The organism is Bacillus sp. FSL R5-0654 (genome assembly GCF_038008745.1).
GTDB lineage: Bacteria > Bacillota > Bacilli > Bacillales > Bacillaceae > Bacillus > Bacillus safensis.
The window spans coordinates 2086837-2109821 of the sequence record NZ_JBBOZV010000001.1 but is presented as its reverse complement, the minus strand read 5'-3'; the positions used below and the strand labels follow the sequence as shown (position 1 = coordinate 2109821).

Here is a 22985-nt window from a genome sequence, read left to right as displayed (position 1 = left end):
AGGATCTGAAGTGTGCTAGAATCTGAATGAAATGTAATCGCCTTTGGAGGATATAATACATGAGTGAAATAAATAAAGAATTAATTGAACACGCGGTACGCGATATATTAAAAGCAATCGGAGAAGATCCGGATCGTGAAGGACTTCTTGATACCCCAAAACGAGTCGCAAAAATGTATGAAGAAGTGTTCTCGGGATTAAATGAAGATCCAAAAGAACATTTTAAAACCATTTTTGGCGAAGACCACGAAGAACTCGTCCTTGTAAAAGATATTGCTTTCCATTCAATGTGTGAACACCACCTTGTGCCTTTCTACGGGAAAGCCCATGTTGCTTATATTCCGCGCGGAGGAAAAGTAACGGGACTTAGTAAGCTGGCAAGAGCTGTAGAAGCCGTGGCTAAACGCCCGCAGCTTCAGGAACGCATTACATCAACCATTGCAGATAGTATGGTGGAAACACTTAATCCGCATGGCGTGATGATTGTCGTTGAAGCAGAGCATATGTGTATGACGATGCGCGGAGTGAAAAAGCCAGGCGCTAAAACAGTCACATCAGCCGTCCGCGGCACATTTGCAAATGATGCAGCCGCAAGAGCAGAAGTGCTTTCCTTTATTAAAAACGACTAATTCAATAGATGGAAGGTGAACAAAATGAGTGAAAATAAAGCATCTGATTTTGTGGTGATTAAAGCCATTGATAATGGTGTAAACGTCATCGGCCTAACAAGAGGCTCTGATACAAGATTTCACCATTCCGAGAAACTCGATAAAGGTGAAGTGATCATTGCACAATTTACTGAGCATACGTCAGCGATCAAAGTAAGAGGCGATGCTGTCATTCAAACAAGCTTCGGCGAAATTCAAAGCGAAGCAAAGAAATAAAGAACTTGTAGCACTTGATAGCATAAAAGTGAGAGCTGATATGGTATAATAAATCTCTATACAATGTGCAGGTCTACATATGAAACTGTAATTTTTTGGGACAAGGGTGATATCTTTGCAAGACATCTACGGAATTTTATCTAATCTAAATATAAAATTAAATAAAAAGCTTTCTCATCCTTATTTGGCGAAGCATTTACGCGCACCACTCATCGATGAAGATAAGCTCCTTCTTTTTCATGCAATGTTTGAAGAAGCTCAAATTGATGCAGAGAAAAAAGAAAATTATATTTTAACGGCGATGCTTGTGCAAATTGCCCTTGATACCCATGACGAAGTCACAACTGCTGCAGCCATCAAGCAAGACGAATTCAAAAATCGTCAGCTGACCATCCTGGCAGGAGACTATTTCAGCGGTCTCTATTATTCTCTTCTCTCTGACATGAAAGACATTTATATGATCCGCACGCTCGCTACGGCGATCAAAGAGATCAATGAACATAAAATTAGACTGTATGACCGGTCCATTCAAGATGCAGCGCACTTTTACAAAAGTGTAGCTACAGTTGAATCTGCGCTTTTCCAAAGGATTTCTGAGCATTTTCAATTAACGCATTGGAATGAGATTGCAAGTCGTTTTCTTGTTTATAAACGCTTCATGAAACAAGCAGAAAATGACAAACATTTAAAACTTTTTTTGAACGATCGTTATAGGGACGCCTATTCGTGCTTTGACAATTTTGAGAATGAAGGCTATGAAAAGGCCAAACGAACGATCAAGGAGCATCTTGTTTCATCTCCGGTCGTTCAAAAAGAGCTATTAAATCGCTTGGATCATATGAAAAATGAGCCTGCGTACCATCAGAAAGTGGAAGAAGGGTAAGTCATGCAGCAATCAAAAGAACAGCGAGTACACGGTGTATTTGAAAAAATTTATAAAAACTATGATCAAATGAACTCTGTCATCAGCTTTAAACAGCATAAAAAATGGCGCGATAAAACAATGAAACTTATGAATGTGCAAAAAGGGTCTAAAGCATTAGATGTATGCTGCGGGACAGCCGATTGGACAATTGCGCTTGCAGATGCTGTTGGAGAAAAAGGCGAGGTCAAAGGCCTTGATTTCAGTAAAAACATGCTGAGTGTTGGAGAAACGAAGGTGAAGACTGGGGGCTACAAACAAATTGAATTGCTTCATGGCAATGCGATGGAGCTCCCTTTTGAGGACAACTCATTTGATTATGTCACCATCGGTTTTGGACTTAGAAACGTTCCTGATTATTTAACAGTGCTCAAGGAAATGACAAGAGTAGTGAAGCCTGGCGGAATGGTTGTCTGTCTCGAGACTTCACAGCCTGAGATGATCGGCTTTAAACAGGGCTACTACATCTATTTCAAATACATTATGCCGCTCTTTGGTAAATTGTTTGCCAAAAGCTATCAGGAGTATTCATGGCTTCAAGAATCAGCCAAAACGTTCCCTGGCATGAAAGAGCTGGCGGCTCTGTTCGAAGAGGCCGGGTTGTCTGATGTCTCGTATCATCCATTTACAGGCGGTGTAGCAGCAACACATATCGGAAAGAAGCTTTGAATAAACGATATTTGGGTGAAGATAATGAAATTAAAAGCAATGATCTCTTTTTTAAATCATGATATCGATATAATTGAAAAAGAGCTTGAACAAACAGTTCGCTCTGATTATGCATTATTAAGTGAAGCAGGTCTTCATTTGCTGCAAGCGGGCGGAAAACGAATCCGCCCCGTTTTTGTTCTCCTTTCAGGCATGTTTGGTGACTATGACATTAATAAAATTAAATATGTTGCCGTTGCCCTCGAGCTGATTCATATGGCATCACTTGTTCACGATGATGTCATTGATGATGCAGAGCTGAGAAGAGGCAAACCAACGATAAAGGCAAAATGGGATAACAGAATTGCCATGTACACAGGGGATTATATGTTTGCGAGATCACTTGAATACATGACAAAAATCAATCACCCAATGGCACATGAAATTTTGTCAAAAATGGTCGTCGAGCTTTGTCTTGGTGAGATAGAGCAAGTGAAAGATAAATATAATATGGATCAAAACCTCCGTACATATTTAAGAAGAATCAAACGAAAAACAGCCTTGCTCATTGCAGGCAGCTGTCAATTAGGCGCCATTGCAGCAGGTACAGATGAAAAAACACATAAAGCCCTCTATTGGTTTGGATACTATGTCGGCATGTCCTATCAAATCATTGATGATGTCCTTGATTTCACATCAACTGAAGAAGAGCTGGGCAAGCCTGTCGGAGGAGACCTTTTACAAGGGAATGTCACACTCCCAGTCTTATATGCACTGAAAAATCCGACACTAGAAGGTCAATTGAAGCTGATCAATAGTGAAACGACGGAGAAGCAGCTGGAGCCTGTCATTGAAAGCCTCAAACAAACAGATGCGATCGACCGCTCGATTCGAGTGAGTGAAATGTATTTGAAAAAAGCTTTTGAACAGCTCGACAAACTTCCTCGAGGACGTGCGAGAACGTCACTCGCCTCCATTGCAAAATATATTGGGAAACGAAAATTCTAATCAACGTGATGTTGATTGGTTTTTTTGTGAAATTTTATGTCAAAAATTGATTATTATAAAAAAAAATGATACGATCACTTTGTAACAATGTAAGCCTATACATACATAACGACGGGGTGGAAAACGTATATGGACAAAACATTTCTTATGGTCAAACCTGATGGTGTGGAAAGACAATTAATCGGTGACATTGTGTCAAGATTCGAAAAAAAGGGGCTTCAGCTTGTTGGTGCAAAACTAATGAGTATTCCAAAGGAAGTAGCAGAAACCCATTACGGAGAGCATAAAGAAAAACCGTTTTTCGGGGAATTGGTTGACTTTATTACGTCAGGACCTGTATTTGCAATGGTATGGCAAGGTGAACAGGTAGTAGACGTGACAAGACAGATTATCGGCAAAACAAATCCAAAGGAAGCGCTTCCAGGCACAATAAGAGGAGACTATGGATTGACTGTTGGGAAAAACATTATCCATGGGTCAGACTCACCAGAAAGTGCTGAAAGAGAAATTAACTTATTCTTCAAACAAGAAGAACTCACAAGCTGGGATCAAACCATCTCAAGCTGGATTTATTAAGTTTCAAGCCAAGGTGTTCATCTAATGAGCACTTTGGCTTTTTTTATATTGAACTTTCTACACGAAATTTCTCATGAGAAGATACAAATTTTCGATAAAAACAGCTATACTAGGACAAAGATAGATGAGACAGGAGAGGACATTGATGGATCCATATCAAGTATTTGTTGGAAAATGGAAAAAACTAACCGGGGTTGATTTAAATTTATATAAAGAAGCACAAATGAAACGAAGATTAACATCACTTTATGATAAAAAAGGATATAAAGATTTTGAAGCATTCGCGGCCGCGCTTGAAAAGGACAGAGCATTATTAGATGAGACGATGGACCGCATGACGATAAATGTGTCAGAATTTTACCGAAACTATCAGCGCTGGGAAGTACTTGATCAAAAAATCCTGCCGCTGCTTTCGAAAAATGGCGGCACCCTAAAGATTTGGAGTGCAGCATGTTCGACAGGAGAGGAGCCATATACACTCTCCATGCTGCTGTCAAGTCATCCTCTTGTGAAAGACTTCCAAATTATTGCAACTGATATTGATGATAAAGTTCTGCAGTCAGCTCAAAAAGGCAGATATCATGAACGCTCTCTGCAAGAGGTGCCAGATCATATCAAGCAAAAATATTTCACAAAAGAAGATTCTTCATTTTACACTGTGAAGGATGAGGTTCGAAAGCATATTCAATTTAAGAAGCACAACCTTTTAGCAGATCCATATGAAAAACAGCTTGACCTCATCGTCTGCCGAAATGTACTGATTTACTTTACTGAAGAGGCAAAAGAAGAAATTTACTTAAAAATGAGCAGCAGTTTAAAACAAAATGGCGTATTATTTGTTGGTTCTACAGAGCAAATTTTTCACCCAGAAAAGTTTGGACTGACATCTGCTGATACTTTCTTTTATCAAAAGAAGGGTATGTAGCTGACTTTTTAGTAGCAAGTGTGTTATTATATTTTTACTTAAAAGCGTTAATGCGATGAAGGGAGATTGAGTCATGAGGTACTTAACAGCAGGTGAATCACATGGTCCACAACTGACCACAATTATTGAAGGAGTTCCAGCGGGACTTTACATAGAGCAGGATGACATCAATTATGAATTGGCTAGAAGACAAAAAGGTCATGGCCGCGGAAGAAGAATGCAGATTGAAAAAGACCAGGCGAAAGTGTTAAGTGGTGTTCGCCACGGGAGAACATTAGGTTCCCCAATCGCACTTGTTGTTGAAAACAACGACTGGAAGCATTGGACAAAGGTGATGGGGGCAGAGCCGATCACAGAAGAAGAAGAAAGTGAAATGAAGCGTCAAATCTCCCGTCCAAGACCAGGACATGCGGATTTAAATGGGGCGATCAAATATGGACACCGTGATATGAGAAACGTATTAGAGCGCTCATCAGCCCGCGAGACAACTGTTCGCGTAGCAGCAGGCGCAGTTGCCAAACAAATCTTGGCGCATCTAGGGATTAAAGTAGCTGGCCACGTTCTTGAAATTGGCGGAGTGAAAGCAGCTCATACAGCATATGAGTCTATTGAAGATTTGCAGAAGGTAACAGAAGAATCACCTGTTCGCTGCTATGACAGTGAAGCAGGTCAGAAAATGATGGATGCAATTGATGAAGCGAAGAAAAACGGCGATTCAATTGGCGGAATTGTTGAAGTCATCGTTGAAGGGATGCCGGTTGGGGTTGGCAGCTATGTTCATTACGACCGTAAATTGGACAGCAAGCTTGCTGGTGCTGTACTTAGTATCAACGCTTTTAAAGGGGTTGAATTCGGTATTGGCTTCGAGGCAGCCTCTAAAAATGGCAGTGAGGTCCATGATGAAATCATCTGGGATGAAGAAAAGGGCTATACGAGAAAAACAAATCGCCTAGGTGGTCTTGAAGGCGGAATGTCAACGGGTATGCCAATTGTCGTAAGAGGGGTTATGAAACCAATCCCAACGCTTTATAAGCCGCTTCAAAGCGTTGACATTGAAACAAAAGAACCTTTCTCTGCAAGTATTGAACGATCTGACAGCTGTGCTGTTCCTGCTGCAAGTGTTGTTGCAGAAGCAGTCGTTGCATGGGAAATTGCCAATGCAGTTGTGGAGCAGTTTGGCCTTGACCAAATCGACCGCATTAAAGAAAATGTTGAGAAAATGCGCCAGCTTCAGAGGGAATTTTAATGAAAACACTGGAAGTTAAGACGTCTTCAGCCACTTATCCTGTATTTATCGGTGATGGGATTAAACGCAATATCGTCGACTTGATAACTTCCACTGGGCATTCCTATACGAAGCTCTTAATCGTCACAGATGCAGCTGTTGATGCCATTTATGGTGATGAGATGGTTCGCTTACTTCAGCAGAAGTGGCCTGTGAACAAAGTGGTTGTGCCGAGCGGAGAGCAGTCAAAATCCTTTGCCGAATTTGAGCATATTCATACGAAAGCCATTCAATTTCAGCTTGATCGTTCCTCCTGCATCATTGCGCTGGGAGGCGGCGTAATTGGAGATTTGGCTGGCTTTGCTGCTGCCACTTATATGAGAGGCATTGATTTTATCCAAGTGCCGACCACACTGCTGGCACATGATAGTGCAGTTGGCGGGAAAACAGGGATCAACCATCCGCTCGGTAAAAATTTAATCGGTGCGTTTCATCAGCCGAAAGCTGTGATCTATGATACTAGTATGCTTGAGACACTATCTCAAATTGAACGAAGATCAGGTTTTGCAGAAGTCATCAAACATGCACTGATTTCAAGTGAAGAATTTTTATCAGAACTCATGGCCATTCGTTCTTTGACGGATTTATCAAAAAGCGAGCTGGCACATATGCTGTATCAAGGCATTCAAGTCAAAGCGTCTATCGTTCAAGAAGATGAAAAAGAACAAGGTGTGCGTGCATTTTTGAATTTAGGCCATACACTCGGGCATGCCATTGAAGCAGAGTATGGATATGGCGCCATCACACACGGAGATGCCATTGCAATCGGCATGCAGTTTGCACTGTATGTGAGCGAAAAGCAGCTGGGACTCAGCCTTAATCGTTTGGAACTAAAAGAGTGGATGAAAGAGCTCGGGTTCCCGGTCAAAGTCACACAAGATATTTCCACAAAAACTTTTGTTGACCGGATGATTGGAGATAAAAAGGCAAGGGGCGGCAGTGTTCAATTTGTTTTATTAAAACAGGTTGGAGACGTCACCTTGCAGTCTTTCACAAAAGATGAGCTGCACTACTGGCTCGAAGAATGGAAACGGGAGGAGGGATGTCTATGATGTTTCGCGGGATACGTGGGGCTACAACTGTAATAGAAGATACAGAAACAGAAGTGTTAAACAAAACGAAACAGCTGTTAGAAGCGATCATTTCAAGAAACCAAGTAGATCCAGAACGTGTCGTGCAGATCTTGATTTCAGCTACACAAGATATTCACTCCGTTTTTCCGGCAAAAGCACTTCGTCAGTTTGAAGGATGGACATATGTACCAGTTACTTGCATGCAGGAACTGGACATTGATGGCGGTTTAAAGCAATGTATTCGTGTCTTAATGACTGTCCAGACGGATACAAAGCAGGAAGACATACAGCATGTATACTTGGAAGAAGCTGTGACGCTTCGCCCTGATTTACAGTTGACAAAAAACAAGGAATTATAATACGATATGAACAGCCGAAGTTTACACACAGGTGTAAACGGCATTGCAAGCTTAGAGAAGATGAGAATGAGACTAGGGTAGTTGAGATGAGTAGAGTTGAGCAGAGATACGATACTTCTATTTAATCATACTGCCTAAAAGAGCAACCCTCTTTTAGGCTTATTTCGTATACTCATACAAACCCTCTATATGTCCCCTCATTCTCCTTAATCCCATTTAAGGAGTGTGCTTATGAATTCCCAATCAAACCTGACCCGATTTTTAAAGGACAGTGAGTCCTACAAAACGATCCCAATTGTTGAAACCATTACAGTCGATACGCTCTCACCGATTCAAATTGTTGAAAAACTCAAACAAGATATTGTGTATTTGCTAGAAAGCAAAGATGAGTCTTCCAGCTGGTCGAGATATTCCTTCATTGGACTGCACCCGTTTTTAACCTTACATGATGACCAAAACAAATACGTTGCACGTGACGCTGCGGGGCAGGAAGTCATGCAAAAGCAAGAGCTGAAAGAACTGCTGGATTGGATGAAGGAGCAATATCAAATCAAAACGCCAGATATTGATATCCCATTTACAGGCGGGGCTGTTGGGTACTTAAGCTACGATCTGATCCCAAACATTGAACCTTCTGTCAGGCCTCACCGCAGCGCATCGCTGGCAGAAAATTGCACATTATTTGTCTGCCAAACGATGATTGCCTTTGATCATGAAACAAATCATGTTCATTTTATCCAATACACTCAGCTGGCCGGACATGAAACAGAAGACGAAAAAATTCGAGCTTACAAAGAAAATCAAAAACAGCTTGAACAGATGATTCACAAGCTCCATTCAAAGGTTGATATGAAAGAACTGATTTTATCAGGGAATATGAATGAGCCGCCATCCTTTGAACATGTGACGTCAACCTATGAAAAAGCGCAATTTTTAAAAGACGTAGAAAAAATCAAAGAATACATTCGAGCAGGTGACATTTTTCAAGGCGTACTCTCGCAGCGATTTGATATCCCTGTATCAGTGAGTTCATTTGAGTTATACCGCGTGCTTCGGATTGTGAATCCATCTCCTTATATGTATTTTATGAAATTAAAAGATCGTGATTTAGTCGGCAGCTCGCCAGAACGATTAATCCATGCCAAAAATGGTCATTTAGAAATTCATCCTATTGCTGGCACAAGAAAACGAGGAACAACAAGAGAAGAGGATGCTGAACTAGCAAGAGAGCTGCTTGAAGATGAAAAGGAAAAAGCCGAGCATTACATGTTAGTGGATCTTGCCAGAAATGATGTAGGCCGTGTGGCAGAATACGGCAGTGTGTCCGTACCAACCTTTACAAAAGTAGTGAACTTCTCTCATGTCATGCACATCATCTCCATTGTGACAGGAAAGCTAAAGCGGGATACACATCCAGTTGATGCGCTCATGTCCGCATTCCCAGCAGGCACATTAACAGGTGCCCCGAAAATAAGAGCGATGCAATTATTAAATGAAATGGAGCCTGAGCCAAGGGAAACGTATGGCGGCTGTATTGCTTATATTGGATTCGACGGCAATATCGACTCCTGTATTACGATTCGTACGATGAGCGTCAAAAATCAGACCGCTTCTATACAAGCAGGCGCCGGCATTGTGGCTGATTCTGTCCCAGAAAATGAATGGGAAGAGACCTGTAACAAGGCAGGAGCACTTCTGAAAGCCATTCAGCTTGCGGAACATATTTTCTCAGAAAAGGAGAGTGTGCAGGATGAATCACCGACTATCAGCTCTTGTTAATGGAGGCTTTCTATCAGAAAATGAAGCAAATAAACTCATGCATGATATGATGAGCGGCTTTTTAACAGATGCTGAAGTCGCTGCGAGTCTCTCGATTTTAGCGCATAGAGGAGAAACCGCTGAAGAAATGACGGGTTTTGTGAAAGCCATGCGGCAAAATGCAGCACCAATGGAACGAGCGCTTGATGTAGTAGATACTTGCGGCACAGGAGGCGATGGACTCTCCACCTTTAATATATCAACTGCCGCTGCCATTGTCGCTTCCGCTGCTGGAGCCAAAATCGCCAAACACGGAAATCGATCAGTTTCTTCTAAAAGCGGGAGTGCCGATGTACTAGAGTGTCTTGGGATTCATATTCAATCCACACCAGAAGAAACAAGAAGACAAATACAAGAGAAAAACATGGGCTTTTTATTTGCACCATTGTATCATTCATCTATGAAACAAGTAGCCGCAGTCCGCAAGCAGCTCGGCTTCCGGACGGTATTTAATCTCTTAGGCCCGCTTTGCCACCCAATGCAAGCCAAAAAGCAAATCATCGGTGTCTACTCAAAGGAAAAGGCAAAATTAATGGCAGAAGCCCTTGCACCGTTAGAGCCAGAACATGTGCTGTTTGTTTGCGGAGAAGATGGACTGGATGAATTAACGATTACAGCAAATTCATATGTGATTGAACTCAAAAAAGATGTCATGACAGAATATACACTCAATCCAGAAGACTTTGGGCTGCAAAAAGGATATTTATCAGAAATTCAGGTCCAATCACCGGAAGAGAGTGCTAAATTGATTCAGAATATATTGAATCATCAAACAGAAGGGGCGCCGCTTCATATTACAGCCCTGAATGCTGGAGCGGCTTTATATGTCGCAGGGAAGTCAGAAAGCCTCATGGCCGGGACATTAAAAGCAATTGAAACGATTAAAAACGGCGCAGCCAAAGAACAATTGGCTCGTTTAAAACAAAAAACGAGAGAGGAAGAGATCTATGCTTAATCAAATCATTGCCCGCAAAAAAGAACATATTCAAACATTGCAGTTACCAGTAGATGGACACTTTGAAAGACGATCATTTAAAGAAGCACTCATGAATCCTCATCGCTCAATTGGTCTCATTGCGGAGGTGAAAAAAGCGTCTCCTTCCAAAGGAATCATTCAACCGAATTTTGATCCTTTACAAACAGCAAAAGCTTACGAAAAATCAAACGCTGATTGCTTATCTGTTTTAACGGATGAACCGTTCTTTCAAGGGAAAAACGAATACTTATCCCTCATTAAAAAACACGTAGATCGTCCAATTTTAAGAAAAGATTTCATCATTGACTCCATACAGGTAGAAGAGTCAAGACGTATAGGGGCAGATGCCATTTTATTAATTGGAGAAGTACTTGAGCCGCAAAAGCTGCAAGAGCTCTATGCTGAAGCGAAAGAGAAAGGCCTTGATGTCCTTGTCGAAGTACATGCAGCAGACACACTGGAAAATATTTTAAAGTTGTTCACTCCTGAAATCATTGGAGTGAACAACCGGAATTTAAATACATTTATAACAACAGTCGAACAAACAAAAGAGATCGCACCCCTTGTTCCAAAAGATGTTTTACTAGTGAGTGAGAGCGGTATTCAAACATTTGATGATCTGGCTTTTGTGAAGAAACATGGAGCGGGTGCAGTTCTTGTAGGAGAATCATTAATGAGAGAACAATCACAAGAAAAAGCCGTTCAGACATTGTTTGGAGAATGAACAGGATGAAGCCTTATGTAAAATATTGCGGGGCAGTATCACAAGATGATGTGGAATGTATTGCGCAATCTCACGCAGATGCCATTGGATTTATTTTTGCTCCAAGTAAAAGACAAGTCCAGCCAGATCAAGTGAAACATTGGCTCATCCAAACAAAGTGTGAGAAAAAAATTGCCGGTGTATTTGTAAATGAAAAGATCGAAAAAGTGTGTGAGATCACAAAACATATACCTTTAGATATCGTACAGCTTCATGGAGATGAAACGCAGGATGACGCTAAAGAAATCAAACAACAAACAGGGGCTGTCGTTTGGAAAGTGTTCCACCACGAATCCAATATCACAAACACGCTTGAAAAAATGACGGCATTTGCGCCTGTTGTCGATGGCTTCCTTATTGATGCGAAAGTAAAAGGGATGAGAGGCGGCTCTGGAACAGCTTTTGCTTGGGAGGCGGTGCCTGCATACGTTCAGCATGCAAAACGGCTGGAGAAAACTTGCATAATTGCAGGCGGCATCACACCAGAAACGATAGCAGAGCTCCTTGCCTATGGTCCAGAAGCGATCGATCTTTCAAGCGGAATAGAAGAAAACGGAAAGAAAAGCAGCGCTAAGATCGAAGCGCTCGAAGAAAGGATGTTAAATGATGTACGCATATCCAAATGAGATTGGCAGATACGGAGAATTCGGAGGGAAATTTGTCCCGGAAACGCTCATGCAGCCACTTGCAGAAATCGAGCAGGCATTTCGTGAATTAAAAGAGGACCCTGCTTTTCAAGCAGAATATGTATCACTACTTCGAAACTATTCAGGCAGACCAACTGCGCTTACATATGCTGACCAATTATCAGCATACCTCGGCGGCGCAAAAATCTATTTAAAAAGAGAAGATTTAAATCACACAGGTGCTCATAAAATTAACAATGCGCTTGGTCAGGCCCTGCTTGCGAAAAAAATGGGGAAATCAAACATCATCGCAGAAACAGGCGCGGGCCAGCACGGAGTAGCTGCTGCAACGGTGGCCGCTAAGTTCGGGTTATCCTGCACGGTATTTATGGGGAAAGAAGATGTGGAAAGACAATCACTCAATGTCTTCCGAATGAAACTGCTTGGCGCTGAAGTCATACCTGTCACAAGCGGAAATGGCACACTAAAAGATGCAACTAACGAAGCCATCCGCTATTGGGTTCAGCACTGCAGTGATCATTTTTATATGATCGGCTCCGTTGTAGGCCCTCATCCGTATCCTCAAATCGTCAGCGAGTTCCAGCGCATGATTGGTGATGAAGCAAAAGAGCAGCTGCTTGAAAAAGAAGGAAGACTTCCTCATAAAGTTATTGCCTGTGTTGGCGGCGGAAGTAATGCCATTGGAATGTACCGGGCATTTTTAGATGAAGAGGTAGATATCATTGGTGTAGAGGCAGCTGGAAAAGGAATCGATACGCCGCTCCATGCTGCAACCATCACGAAAGGAACCAAAGGTGTGATCCACGGGTCTTTGACATATTTAATCCAAGATGAATTTGGCCAAATTATTGAGCCATATTCTATTTCCGCTGGTTTAGATTATCCGGGAATTGGACCAGAACACGCATATTTACATGCGAGCGGGAGGGTTCAATATGTGAGTGCGACAGATCAAGAAGCACTAGATGCACTAAAGCTGCTGACTGAAAAAGAAGGAATTCTGCCAGCAATTGAATCTGCACATGCGCTAGCCAAAGCGTTTGAGGTAAGCAAGACGATGGATGAAGACGAAATCGTCCTTGTCTGCCTGTCAGGAAGAGGCGATAAGGATGTGCATACATTAATGAACGTGCTCGAAAGTGAGGGGAAAACAAAATGATTAGATTTCAATTAGAGCAAGACGAAAAATTATTTATCCCATTTATCACAGCTGGAGATCCGTCAGAAGACATCACGATTGATTTAGCTATCTCCCTTCAAGCTGCCGGTGCACATGCGATTGAACTCGGTGTTCCTTATTCCGATCCATTAGCAGACGGTCCTGTCATTCAAAGAGCCTCCAAAAGAGCTCTAAATCATGGCATGAATATCGTAAAAGCGATAGAATTAGCAGGGAAGATGAAAAAAAACGGTGTAAAAATTCCTGTAATTCTATTTACGTATTATAATCCTGTGTTACAATTAGACACAGAATACTTTTTCGCTTTACTGCGCAAAAATCATATTTCGGGACTCTTAACACCCGACTTGCCGTTTGAAGAGAGCAGCGAGCTGCAAAAGAACTGTCAAACACATGACATTTCATATATTTCACTCGTTGCACCAACAAGCAAGGAACGATTAGTAAACATTGTAGAGCAGGCAGAAGGTTTTGTGTATTGTGTTTCATCTCTTGGTGTAACAGGTGTCAGACAATCCTTTGACGCGTCAATTACAGATTTTATTCAACAAGTGAAACAGCTGAGTCACATACCGGTTGCGGTCGGTTTTGGCATCTCAACAAGAGAGCAGGTAGACTCAATGAATCAACTGAGTGACGGTGTTGTTGTCGGAAGTGCACTTGTGAAAAAAATTGAAGAGCTTCAAGAACAATTGCTGGCAAGTGATACACGCCAAGAGGCTTTAAGAGAATTTGAAACATATGCAAAAACATTTAGTCCCCTCTATTCATTCAAATGAGGTGAAACATTTTGCAAATCAAAGATCAATTAAAACAGCTAAAACCGTATCAACCTGGGAAACCAATTGAAGAGGTCAAAAAAGAATATCAATTAGACAAAATTGTGAAATTGGCTTCAAATGAAAACCCTTTTGGATGTTCTGTACATGCAAGAGAGGCAATACAAGCTGAGCTCGAACATTTAGCGATTTATCCTGATGGATACAGCGCAAGTTTAAGAACGGAGCTTGCTGAGTTTCTGCAAGTAAGTGAAAAACAATTAATTTTCGGGAATGGCTCAGATGAACTTGTGCAAATTATTGCGAGAGCTTTCCTTGACCAACATACAAATACCGTCATCCCATCTCCATCTTTTCCGCAATACCGTCACAATGCAGTGATTGAACATGCTGAAATTCGAGAAGTGCCTCTTTTAGAAGGAGGAGCTCACGATCTGAAGGGCATGCTGGATGCGATCGATGAAAACACGAAGGTTGTCTGGGTATGTAATCCAAATAACCCGACAGGAAATCATTTGTCAGAATCTGAGATTGTGGCGTTTTTAGACGAAGTGCCAGCTCACGTGCTTGTTGTTCTAGATGAAGCGTATTTTGAATACGTTCGTGCGGAAGATTTTCCAAACAGTTTATCTTTATTACACAATTATCAAAATGTCATTGTACTTCGAACGTTTTCTAAAGCATATGGACTTGCAGCGCTTCGAGTAGGCTACGGAATTGCATCAGAAGAGCTGATTACTGCCATTGAACCAGCGAGAGAGCCGTTTAATACCAGCCGTATCGCTCAGGCAGCTGCTCGTGCAGCGATCAAAGATCAAGATTTCATACAATCATGCAGACAGAAAAACGAAGCAGGTCTCAAGCAATATCAAGATTTTGCAGACCGTTTTGGACTATATATCTATCCATCTCAAACAAACTTTGTGCTGATTGATTTTAAAAGAGATGCAGATGAATTGTTCAATGCATTATTGAAAAAAGGTTACATTGTTCGTTCCGGGAAAGCACTTGGTTTTCCGACTTCTTTACGTATTACCGTCGGAACAAAAGAGCAAAATGAAGACATTCTAAGTACACTTGCCGATTTACTGCAAGGCATTCGTGCGTAGCATAACCATAAAGTCATATCCTAAGGCAGGATATGGCTTTCATTGTACCAACCTCAATACATATAAGCTGTTGAAATAAGTTGTTTAATTTTCGCGAAAAATCAGGTGATGAATATGAATGATGCAAACGAAACAATATTAATCGCTGGACTCGGTTTAATTGGGGGATCCATTGCACTCTCGATTAAAAAAGAGTATCCTCATAAAAAAATTGTAGGATTTGATGTTTCCAAAGAGCAAATGGTTGCTGCAACAAAGCTGGGAATTATTGATGCAACAGCTGATTCGTTTCTGGCTGGTTTAGAAGAATCTTCAACCATTATTTTGGCAACACCTGTCCAGCAAACAGTAAAAATGCTTAGTGATATTGCAGACTCTGGAATTGAAAGAGAGCTCACAATCACTGATGTCGGCAGCACAAAGCAAAAGGTCGTCCATTTTGCTGAAAAAGCGCTGCCTGAGCAGTACCAATTTATTGGTGGACATCCAATGGCAGGCTCTCATAAGTCAGGTGTTATTGCTGCAAAAGACTTTTTATTTGAAAATGCGTTCTACATTTTAACGCCTGCAAAGGAAACAAACCGCCAAGCTGTTGATCGGTTGATGGATTTGCTAAAGGGGACAAATGCTCATTTCATCGAGATGACACCAGAAGAACATGATGCTGTGACAAGTGTCATTAGCCATTTTCCTCATATTGTTGCAGCCAGCCTTGTGCATCAAGCGCATCATTTTGAAGAACAATTCCCACTTGTTAAACGGTTTGCTGCTGGAGGCTTTCGTGATATCACACGAATTGCTTCAAGTAATCCTGCAATGTGGCGGGATATCCTGCTGCACAATAAACATAAGATTTTAGACCGTTTTCATGAATGGAAAAAAGAGATTAACCGCATTGAAACCTTCGTAGAGCAAGAAGATGCTGAAGGATTGTTCTCTTATTTTCAAGATGCAAAGGAATATCGTGATGGACTGCCTCTAAGGAAAAAAGGTGCCATTCCTGCCTTTTATGATCTGTATGTCGATGTTCCGGATCACCCTGGGGTCATTTCGGAGATTACAGGGCATCTAGCAAGTGAAAACATTAGTATTACAAATATCCGTATTATTGAGACGCGGGAAGACATTAATGGGATTTTACGCATTAGTTTTCAAACAGACGACGACCGCAAGCGTGCAGAAATCTGTATAAAAAATAGAGCGAATTACGATACATTTTATGCTGACTGAGGTGACAAACATGAAAATTCATAAAAATGCTCCTATGAATGGAGAAATTCATATCCCAGGTGATAAATCTATTTCACATAGATCAGTGATGTTTGGTGCAATTGCTGAAGGGACCACAGTAGTGAAAAACTTTCTTCCTGGTGCTGACTGTTTAAGTACGATTGATTGCTTTAGAAAGATGGGCGTTGAAATTGAACAAAAAGGGACAGATGTTGTCATTCATGGTAAAGGACTGAAAGAGCTCAAGGAGCCGTCTGACATTCTTGATGTTGGCAATTCTGGTACAACCATTCGATTAATGATGGGAATATTAGCTGGTTGTGAGTTTCACAGTACACTAATTGGTGATGAGAGTATTGCCAAAAGACCAATGAAACGAGTGACGGGTCCGCTGAAACAACTAGGAGCCAAAATAGACGGCAGAGCAAATGGCGAGTATACACCACTGTCTATGCGTGGCGGTCATTTAAAAGGCATCTCTTATGAGTCCCCGGTGGCAAGTGCACAAATAAAGTCGGCTGTCCTTTTAGCTGGGCTGCAAGCAGAGGGTACAACAACATTAACTGAACCACATAAATCAAGAGATCATACAGAAAGAATGCTCTCTATGTTTGGTGTAAAACTAGATGAAGATGAACAAAGTGTTTCCATTGAAGGCGGCCAGACATTAACAGCAACCGATATATTTGTTCCTGGAGACATCTCTTCAGCTGCATTTTTCCTTGTAGCTGGATCAATCGTTCCTAACAGCCGGATTGTCTTAAAAAATGTCGGGCTAAACAAAACAAGAACAGGTATTATTGATGTGCTGAAACTTATGGGTGCAAACCTTGAGATCAATGAAGTAGATGCCAAAGGCGGAGAACCGTATGGTGATTTAACGATTTCTACTTCATCATTAAAAGGGATTGAAATTTCTGGTGACATGATTTCAAGACTCATCGATGAAATTCCGATTATTGCGCTTCTTGCGACCCAAGCAGAAGGAACAACGATCATTAAAGATGCTGCTGAGTTAAAAGTTAAAGAAACCAATCGAATTGATACAGTCGTATCAGAACTTAAAAAACTCGGTGCTGATATTGAAGCAACAGATGATGGTATGAAGATTCATGGTAAAACTACGCTTCAAGGCGGCGCAGTCGTCTCAAGCTACGGAGATCACCGTATCGGTATGATGCTGGGAATTGCCGCATGTGTGACAAAGCAAGCAATTGAGATTGAAGATACAGATGCTGTTCGTGTCTCATACCCGAATTTCTTTGAACACATTGAATATTTAACGAAAACAGTCTGAGGAGGTCCTCAGGCTTTTTCTTTCCTTTTGCATATTTGTCAGAAATATAGCATAGCTTGTCTCAAGGTGAAACCTTGAAAAAAAACATTTTGTCCGATAAAAATAGTGTCTGCAGTTTACAAATCATCAGTTTCGTATAGGATGAAATGAAAAACAGTCTTTAAATCACAAAAATGGGTTCATTTTAAAAGAGCAACATATTTGCTGGATGTGTACCTGTCGATTATGATATGAAGTAACAATAGTTTAGGTTTTTGGAAACAGAAAGGAACGGTTTGATTTGAATAGTTCATTACAAGAAGCCATAAAATTAGTTGAGGCGGGTGAGACTGAAAAAGGACTCCAAACACTTGCTCAAGCAGAGAAGCATTTGCATGATGAAGAAAAGGCGCAAGCGGCTCAATTATATTATGATTGGGGAGATATCGATAAAGCACGGAATCTCATCAGTGATTTACATGATTTATATCCAGAGGAAACAGGTTTAACGTGTTTTTATGCAGAGCTGTTGATTGACTCTGATGAAGAAGAGAAGGCGATTGCAGTATTAGAAACGATTCCTGAAGATGATGATGCGTACCCAGAGAGTTTATTGTTAATGGCAGATTTGTATCAAATGCAAGGACTATTTGAAGTCAGTGAACAAAAGCTTTTAAAAGCGAAAGAACTACTTCCGAATGAAGCCATCATCGATTTTGCATTAGGTGAGTTGTATTTTTCTCAAGGCCTTTCAAAAAAAGCGGCCGATTATTTCTACAAAGTGGCAGATCAACAGCATGAGGTTGGCGGTGTCAATGTGTATCAGCGGCTCGCTGAATCGCTCAGCACAGCTGGAGAATTTGAGGATGCACTTGAATGGTACGAAAAGGCAGTAAAAGATCAAGCAGACCCAAATACTCTTTTTGGCTACGGATTTACAGCAATGAGGGCTGGCAGAACGAAAACAGCCATTCAGCAGCTTACAGAACTGAAAGATATTGATCCGTCCTATTCGTCACTTTATATGCCTTTAGCGAAAAGTTATGAGGAAGAAGGACTATATCACGAGGCTTTAGAAGTAGTAAAAGAGGGTATTAAAGTTGATGAGTATAACAAAGAATTATATTTATATGGTGCTAAGATTGATTTGAAAAATGGGGATTCAGAAGATGCGAAAAAACTGCTTCAAGAAGCACTTGCTCTCGATCCGGGTTATATTGAAGCAGTTCAAACATTGCTGGCGATCTATTTAAATGAAGAGCTGTTTGATGAAATTCTGGATGTTATTAAAGAGGTTAAAAGCTTTGGGGAAGATGATCCAAAATGGAATTGGTATGCTGCATCTGCTTCTGTCGGGCGAGAAGAATACAAAGAAGCTGCCGAGTATTTCAAGCTTGCCCTGCCTGATTTTGATGAGGAGCGTGACTTTTTATATGAATACGCTTCGTTCCTTTTAGAAGAGGGCAGACAAAAAGAAGCATTGCCGTTATTACGCAAAGTTCTAGAGAAAGATGGCACGAATGAAGAAATTGAAGAAACGATTTTAAGAATTGAAGACGAAATTTCCTTATAGTTTGCAGGAATGAAGAACTGGTTTGTTGAATAATTCATGTATAGCAATTTAATTTACGATAGAGGAGGGAATAACATGCAGACCCCTGTTTCTGTCAATGAAAAAAAGGAATTTATCCGGTGGTTCTTAAACCATTATCAGCTAAAGCGAAGAGAGTGTGTTTGGATATTAAATTATTTAATGAGTCACGACTCTTTGATGGAAAAGGTTCATTTTGTAGAGCAAGCAGAATTTTGCCCAAGGGGAATCATCATGTCAACACACTGTGTGGATGAAGTTCCCTTTAGATTTTATAAAGAAAACATCATGACGACAGATGCTGAAAAGTCATTTCATGATATTCGTTTGAATAAACAGCAGGATTTGTTTATTCAATTGAATTTCCGTTCTGCTTATCGTTCGCCGGAATATGCAGCTGTTCTTGAAACAAATCCTCATATTCCAAAGGATCTTTATGAGAACGAAAAAGATAAGGATCTTGCTGAGAAAGTGCTTGAGCATTCAATCGCAACTTTCCAAAAAGAACGGCTCATGAAAGAGATAGATGAAGCACTTGACCGTCATGATCAAGAAACATTTAATAAGCTGGCAAAAGAATTAAGCCTATTGTCATAAACTGAACGAATAAGCCTTGCCCTACACAGGCAGGGCTTATGTCATGAAAGAGGGGAAATTGATGAGGTTTCAATCAGAGGACGCGGATCGCTTTTTGCAATCTAAAGCTTACATTGATACCGCTATCATTCCATTAGTTGGGATTGATGCGGATCAAATGAAACAAACCGTGTCTTTAGGAGAGTTTACTATTCTTGTAGCAGATGAACTTGAAAGACAGTTAAAAGGGCGGGTTTTTCTTTTTCCGCCACATACATATTTGGAAGTGAGTGACCGGAAACAAGAAGATATACTCATAATGAAGCAGTCGCTCAAGGATCATTTTCAGCATGTCGTATTGATCACATCTGATCACCAGTGGAAAGAGCATACTGAGATCAGTGAATCGCTATTTTTGCTCAAGCCGGTTCCGCTGGAGCATTTGAAGGTTGAATTAAAGCAAAAAGTCATTCAAGACAGTGTAGAACAAATTTTGAACTTTTTGTTACAAAAATGGAACCCTTCATAAAAACCCTTACATTTGCATTGTACATAGCTTTTTAGAATGTTGACCTTGTGAATAGATTGATATATTATGAGGGTGTCCTAGTTTTATGAAATTTTTTCTAATTCAGTTATAAAGTAGCTGACGACCTGAGGGGGGGAGAAAAAAATGAGCGAGAAGAGACATGGAGTGTCCAGGCGTCAATTTTTGAATTACACGTTGACCGGCGTGGGGGGATTTATGGCCGCTGGAATGCTCATGCCTATGGTTCGCTTTGCGCTTGACCCTGTGCTAAAAGGAACAGAGGATCAGGATATGGTTCAAGTTGTCAGTGTAGATGAACTGACAAAGGAACCGAAGCGCTTTGACTTTAAAATTGATCAAGTAGATGCATGGTACGAGTCAAAGGAATCTAGGTCAGCATGGGTGTACAAAGAAGGGGATGAAATTGTCGCTTTATCGCCAATCTGTAAACATTTAGGATGTACAGTGAACTGGAACAGTGATCCGAAAAATCCAAACAAATTTTTCTGCCCGTGCCATTATGGGCTGTACGACAAGGATGGTACAAACGTACCCGGAACTCCACCGCTTGCACCGCTTGACCATTATAAGCAGCAAGTGAAGGACGGATACCTCTATCTTGGAAAAGCTGTGCCGAAAGGGGAAGGGTAACGATGCTTAACAAGATTTACGATTGGGTAGATGAGCGGCTGGACATTACACCAATATGGAGAGATATTGCGGATCACGAGGTGCCAGAGCACGTCAACCCAGCACATCATTTCTCCGCTTTTGTGTATTGTTTTGGCGGTTTAACGTTTTTTGTGACAGTCATTCAAGTCCTTTCGGGCATGTTTTTAACGATGTATTACGTGCCGGATATTAAAAATGCCTGGGAATCTGTCTATTATTTGCAAAATGAAGTGGCATTTGGCCAGATTGTCAGAGGGATGCACCACTGGGGTGCGAGTTTAGTCATCGTGATGATGTTTTTACATACGCTAAGGGTCTTTTTCCAAGGGGCGTATAAAAAGCCTAGAGAGCTGAACTGGATTGTTGGTGTGCTCATTTTCTTTGTGATGCTTGGACTTGGTTTTACAGGTTATCTTTTACCATGGGATATGAAGGCGCTGTTTGCGACGAAGGTTGGTCTTCAAATAGCAGAAGCAACACCTTTCATTGGTAAAGAGATCAAAACGCTGCTTGCAGGTCATCCTGACATTGTAGGGGCACAAACGCTGACGAGATTTTTCGCTATCCATGTCTTTTTCTTGCCAGCGGCATTATTTGGGCTGATGGCTGCCCACTTTATTATGATTCGTAAGCAAGGAATTTCTGGACCGCTATAAAATGCTGCGTTTGATGAATGTTCAATGAGGAGGGGATGACTTTGCATAGGGGAAAAGGGATGAAGTTTGTCGGAGATTCCAGAATACCGGCAGAAAGAAAACCTAACATACCTAAAGACTATTCCGAATATCCGGGAAAAACAGAAGCCTTTTGGCCGAACTTTCTTTTAAAGGAATGGCTTGTAGGTGCCGTTTTTTTAATTGGCTTTCTTGTCCTAACTGTTGTTCATGCGCCTCCGCTTGAGCGGATGGCTGATCCAACAGATACTGGCTATATTCCGCTGCCAGACTGGTATTTCCTATTTTTGTACCAGTTATTAAAATATGAATTTGCTGCAGGAAACTTCACTGTCGTCGGCGCGATGATTATGCCTGGAATTGCGTTTGGTGCACTTTTGCTCGCACCATTTCTTGATTCAGGTCCAGAACGCAGACCGTATAGAAGACCAATTGCAGTCGGGATGATGATTCTTGCAGTCGGCGCAGCAACATATTTAACGTGGGAGTCTGTTGCAACTCATGATTGGGAAGCAGCGGCAAAACAAGGTGAGATTAAGAAAGAAGCAGAGATTGATACTTCAGCTGAAGAGTATAAAATTTATCAAGAGCAGACATGTATCTCCTGCCACGGGGATAACATGCAGGGCGGAGCAGCCGGACCGTCACTTGTTGACAACGGTCTTTCGCCTGAGGAGATCGCTAAAATCGCTGTAGAAGGAAAAGGCAACATGCCGAAGGGTGTCTTTAAAGGCAGTGATGAAGAACTTGAGAAGCTCTCTAAATATTTATCTGAGGTCAAATCAAAATAATTCAGTTGTTTAAATGCAAGTACAAGGATATACTCAAAAGAGAAAAAGCTGGCGCTGTCAGCTTTTTTCTGATTTTAACAGATCGTGAGTGAAGAGACATATGAGATGGATTCAATATTTGCTAGCGACGCGCTACATGCTTGTGCTGGTGCTTATGATCAATTTCCTTGGCACTGTGTACGGCTACTATTGGTATATTCCGCAGCTCGTAGAGACACCGGCTGTCTTTTTAGCTTTTGTACCAGACAGTCCAACGGCCAGCTTTTTCTTTTTATTTGTATTACTTGCGTTTTTGATGAAACGAAATGCTCCTTATTTTGAAGCACTTGCTCTTGTGACCTTGATTAAATATGGGTTATGGGCGGTAGGAATGAATATCTTTGTGCTTTTATCTGTCGATGATTTTCCGTGGGAAGGATACATGCTGATTGGGTCTCACTTTGCGATGGCGGTTCAGGCTGTATTGTTTGCGCCATATTATCGTTTTCAAATGCGTCATCTCGTGGTAGCAGGCATTTGGATCTTACATAATGATGTAATTGATTATGTATTTGGTATGATGCCCCGTTATTCTATGCTGTCTGCTTACTCAAACGAGATCGGCTACGTGACGTTTTGGCTAAGTATTGCGGTTCTTCTTGTTTCGTATTATCTCGTTCTATCGAAAAAATCGGTCAAGCTTGAACTCCCTTAA

General features: G+C 41.2%; 26 protein-coding genes. All 26 read left to right on the top strand.

All coding sequences use genetic code 11. The features are described from left to right. Positions 1-59: 59 nt before the first annotated feature. The 26 genes from folE (at position 60) to NSS76_RS10400 (ending at position 22985) form a co-directional block, all read left to right on the top strand. Positions 60-629: a GTP cyclohydrolase I FolE gene (folE, locus tag NSS76_RS10525; RefSeq protein ID WP_003215789.1), complete on the top strand. Its 570-nt coding sequence runs from the start codon at positions 60-62 to the stop codon at positions 627-629. Between the two features lie 24 nt (positions 630-653). Continuing rightward, positions 654-884 carry a trp RNA-binding attenuation protein MtrB gene (gene mtrB / locus NSS76_RS10520; protein ID WP_008344541.1) on the top strand — a complete coding sequence of 77 codons (231 nt, stop codon included), beginning with the start codon at positions 654-656 and terminating at the stop codon, positions 882-884. A gap of 115 nt (positions 885-999) precedes the next feature. Then, positions 1000-1767, top strand: a complete 768-nt coding sequence (locus tag NSS76_RS10515; protein ID WP_149126512.1) for a heptaprenyl diphosphate synthase component 1 — start codon at positions 1000-1002, stop codon at positions 1765-1767. Positions 1768-1770: 3 nt separating this feature from the next. Continuing rightward, a complete protein-coding gene (locus NSS76_RS10510) occupies positions 1771-2475 on the top strand; it encodes a demethylmenaquinone methyltransferase (RefSeq protein WP_024422810.1) in 705 nt (234 codons plus the stop codon). Between the two features lie 24 nt (positions 2476-2499). After that, the gene (hepT, locus tag NSS76_RS10505) at positions 2500-3462 is read left to right on the top strand and encodes a heptaprenyl diphosphate synthase component II (RefSeq protein WP_024422809.1); all 963 of its coding nucleotides are present in this window, start codon (positions 2500-2502) and stop codon (positions 3460-3462) included. Positions 3463-3591: 129 nt separating this feature from the next. Next, complete coding sequence (gene ndk / locus NSS76_RS10500; protein ID WP_024422808.1) at positions 3592-4038, top strand: nucleoside-diphosphate kinase; 447 nt, start codon at positions 3592-3594, stop codon at positions 4036-4038. A 145-nt stretch (positions 4039-4183) separates the two neighbouring features. After that, positions 4184-4963 (top strand): CheR family methyltransferase, encoded by a 780-nt coding sequence (locus tag NSS76_RS10495; protein ID WP_024422807.1) that lies wholly within the window; start codon positions 4184-4186, stop codon positions 4961-4963. Between the two features lie 73 nt (positions 4964-5036). Then, positions 5037-6209 (top strand): chorismate synthase, encoded by a 1173-nt coding sequence (aroC, locus tag NSS76_RS10490; RefSeq protein WP_024422806.1) that lies wholly within the window; start codon positions 5037-5039, stop codon positions 6207-6209. Continuing rightward, a complete protein-coding gene (aroB, locus tag NSS76_RS10485) occupies positions 6209-7300 on the top strand; it encodes a 3-dehydroquinate synthase (RefSeq protein ID WP_025093055.1) in 1092 nt (363 codons plus the stop codon). Before aroC ends, aroB begins: the two co-directional genes overlap by 1 nt. Beyond that, on the top strand, positions 7297-7680 hold the full coding sequence (gene aroH / locus NSS76_RS10480) for a chorismate mutase (protein ID WP_024422804.1): 384 nt from the start codon (positions 7297-7299) through the stop codon (positions 7678-7680). The genes aroB and aroH overlap by 4 nt, the downstream gene beginning before the upstream one ends. 231 nt (positions 7681-7911) lie before the next feature. Then, on the top strand, positions 7912-9459 hold the full coding sequence (gene trpE, locus NSS76_RS10475; protein WP_149126514.1) for an anthranilate synthase component I: 1548 nt from the start codon (positions 7912-7914) through the stop codon (positions 9457-9459). Continuing rightward, positions 9431-10453 carry an anthranilate phosphoribosyltransferase gene (gene trpD, locus NSS76_RS10470; protein WP_024422802.1) on the top strand — a complete coding sequence of 341 codons (1023 nt, stop codon included), beginning with the start codon at positions 9431-9433 and terminating at the stop codon, positions 10451-10453. The genes trpE and trpD overlap by 29 nt, the downstream gene beginning before the upstream one ends. Continuing rightward, positions 10446-11198: an indole-3-glycerol phosphate synthase TrpC gene (gene trpC, locus NSS76_RS10465; RefSeq protein ID WP_024422801.1), complete on the top strand. Its 753-nt coding sequence runs from the start codon at positions 10446-10448 to the stop codon at positions 11196-11198. The genes trpD and trpC overlap by 8 nt, the downstream gene beginning before the upstream one ends. Further along, positions 11195-11863 carry a phosphoribosylanthranilate isomerase gene (locus tag NSS76_RS10460; protein ID WP_042968091.1) on the top strand — a complete coding sequence of 223 codons (669 nt, stop codon included), beginning with the start codon at positions 11195-11197 and terminating at the stop codon, positions 11861-11863. Before trpC ends, NSS76_RS10460 begins: the two co-directional genes overlap by 4 nt. Next, positions 11844-13043 (top strand): tryptophan synthase subunit beta, encoded by a 1200-nt coding sequence (gene trpB / locus NSS76_RS10455; RefSeq protein ID WP_024422799.1) that lies wholly within the window; start codon positions 11844-11846, stop codon positions 13041-13043. Before NSS76_RS10460 ends, trpB begins: the two co-directional genes overlap by 20 nt. Next, positions 13040-13843 carry a tryptophan synthase subunit alpha gene (gene trpA, locus NSS76_RS10450; protein ID WP_024422798.1) on the top strand — a complete coding sequence of 268 codons (804 nt, stop codon included), beginning with the start codon at positions 13040-13042 and terminating at the stop codon, positions 13841-13843. Before trpB ends, trpA begins: the two co-directional genes overlap by 4 nt. Positions 13844-13854: 11 nt before the next feature. Continuing rightward, positions 13855-14952, top strand: coding sequence for a histidinol-phosphate transaminase (hisC, locus tag NSS76_RS10445; RefSeq protein WP_024422797.1), 1098 nt, complete (start codon positions 13855-13857; stop codon positions 14950-14952). A 114-nt stretch (positions 14953-15066) separates the two neighbouring features. After that, the gene (locus NSS76_RS10440; protein WP_024422796.1) at positions 15067-16182 is read left to right on the top strand and encodes a prephenate dehydrogenase; all 1116 of its coding nucleotides are present in this window, start codon (positions 15067-15069) and stop codon (positions 16180-16182) included. A 10-nt stretch (positions 16183-16192) separates the two neighbouring features. After that, positions 16193-17479 carry a 3-phosphoshikimate 1-carboxyvinyltransferase gene (gene aroA, locus NSS76_RS10435; RefSeq protein ID WP_024422795.1) on the top strand — a complete coding sequence of 429 codons (1287 nt, stop codon included), beginning with the start codon at positions 16193-16195 and terminating at the stop codon, positions 17477-17479. A gap of 280 nt (positions 17480-17759) precedes the next feature. Beyond that, complete coding sequence (locus tag NSS76_RS10430) at positions 17760-19031, top strand: tetratricopeptide repeat protein (protein WP_024422794.1); 1272 nt, start codon at positions 17760-17762, stop codon at positions 19029-19031. 75 nt (positions 19032-19106) lie between these two features. After that, the gene (locus NSS76_RS10425; protein ID WP_008344562.1) at positions 19107-19646 is read left to right on the top strand and encodes a ReoY family proteolytic degradation factor; all 540 of its coding nucleotides are present in this window, start codon (positions 19107-19109) and stop codon (positions 19644-19646) included. 61 nt (positions 19647-19707) lie between these two features. After that, the gene (locus NSS76_RS10420; RefSeq protein WP_056767126.1) at positions 19708-20154 is read left to right on the top strand and encodes a YpiF family protein; all 447 of its coding nucleotides are present in this window, start codon (positions 19708-19710) and stop codon (positions 20152-20154) included. Between the two features lie 144 nt (positions 20155-20298). After that, positions 20299-20805 carry a ubiquinol-cytochrome c reductase iron-sulfur subunit gene (locus tag NSS76_RS10415; protein WP_007500911.1) on the top strand — a complete coding sequence of 169 codons (507 nt, stop codon included), beginning with the start codon at positions 20299-20301 and terminating at the stop codon, positions 20803-20805. A gap of 2 nt (positions 20806-20807) precedes the next feature. Further along, a complete protein-coding gene (gene qcrB, locus NSS76_RS10410) occupies positions 20808-21482 on the top strand; it encodes a menaquinol-cytochrome c reductase cytochrome b subunit (protein WP_003215804.1) in 675 nt (224 codons plus the stop codon). A gap of 41 nt (positions 21483-21523) precedes the next feature. Beyond that, complete coding sequence (locus NSS76_RS10405; RefSeq protein ID WP_024422792.1) at positions 21524-22291, top strand: menaquinol-cytochrome c reductase cytochrome b/c subunit; 768 nt, start codon at positions 21524-21526, stop codon at positions 22289-22291. 100 nt (positions 22292-22391) lie between these two features. Beyond that, complete coding sequence (locus tag NSS76_RS10400) at positions 22392-22985, top strand: DUF1405 domain-containing protein (protein ID WP_024428102.1); 594 nt, start codon at positions 22392-22394, stop codon at positions 22983-22985.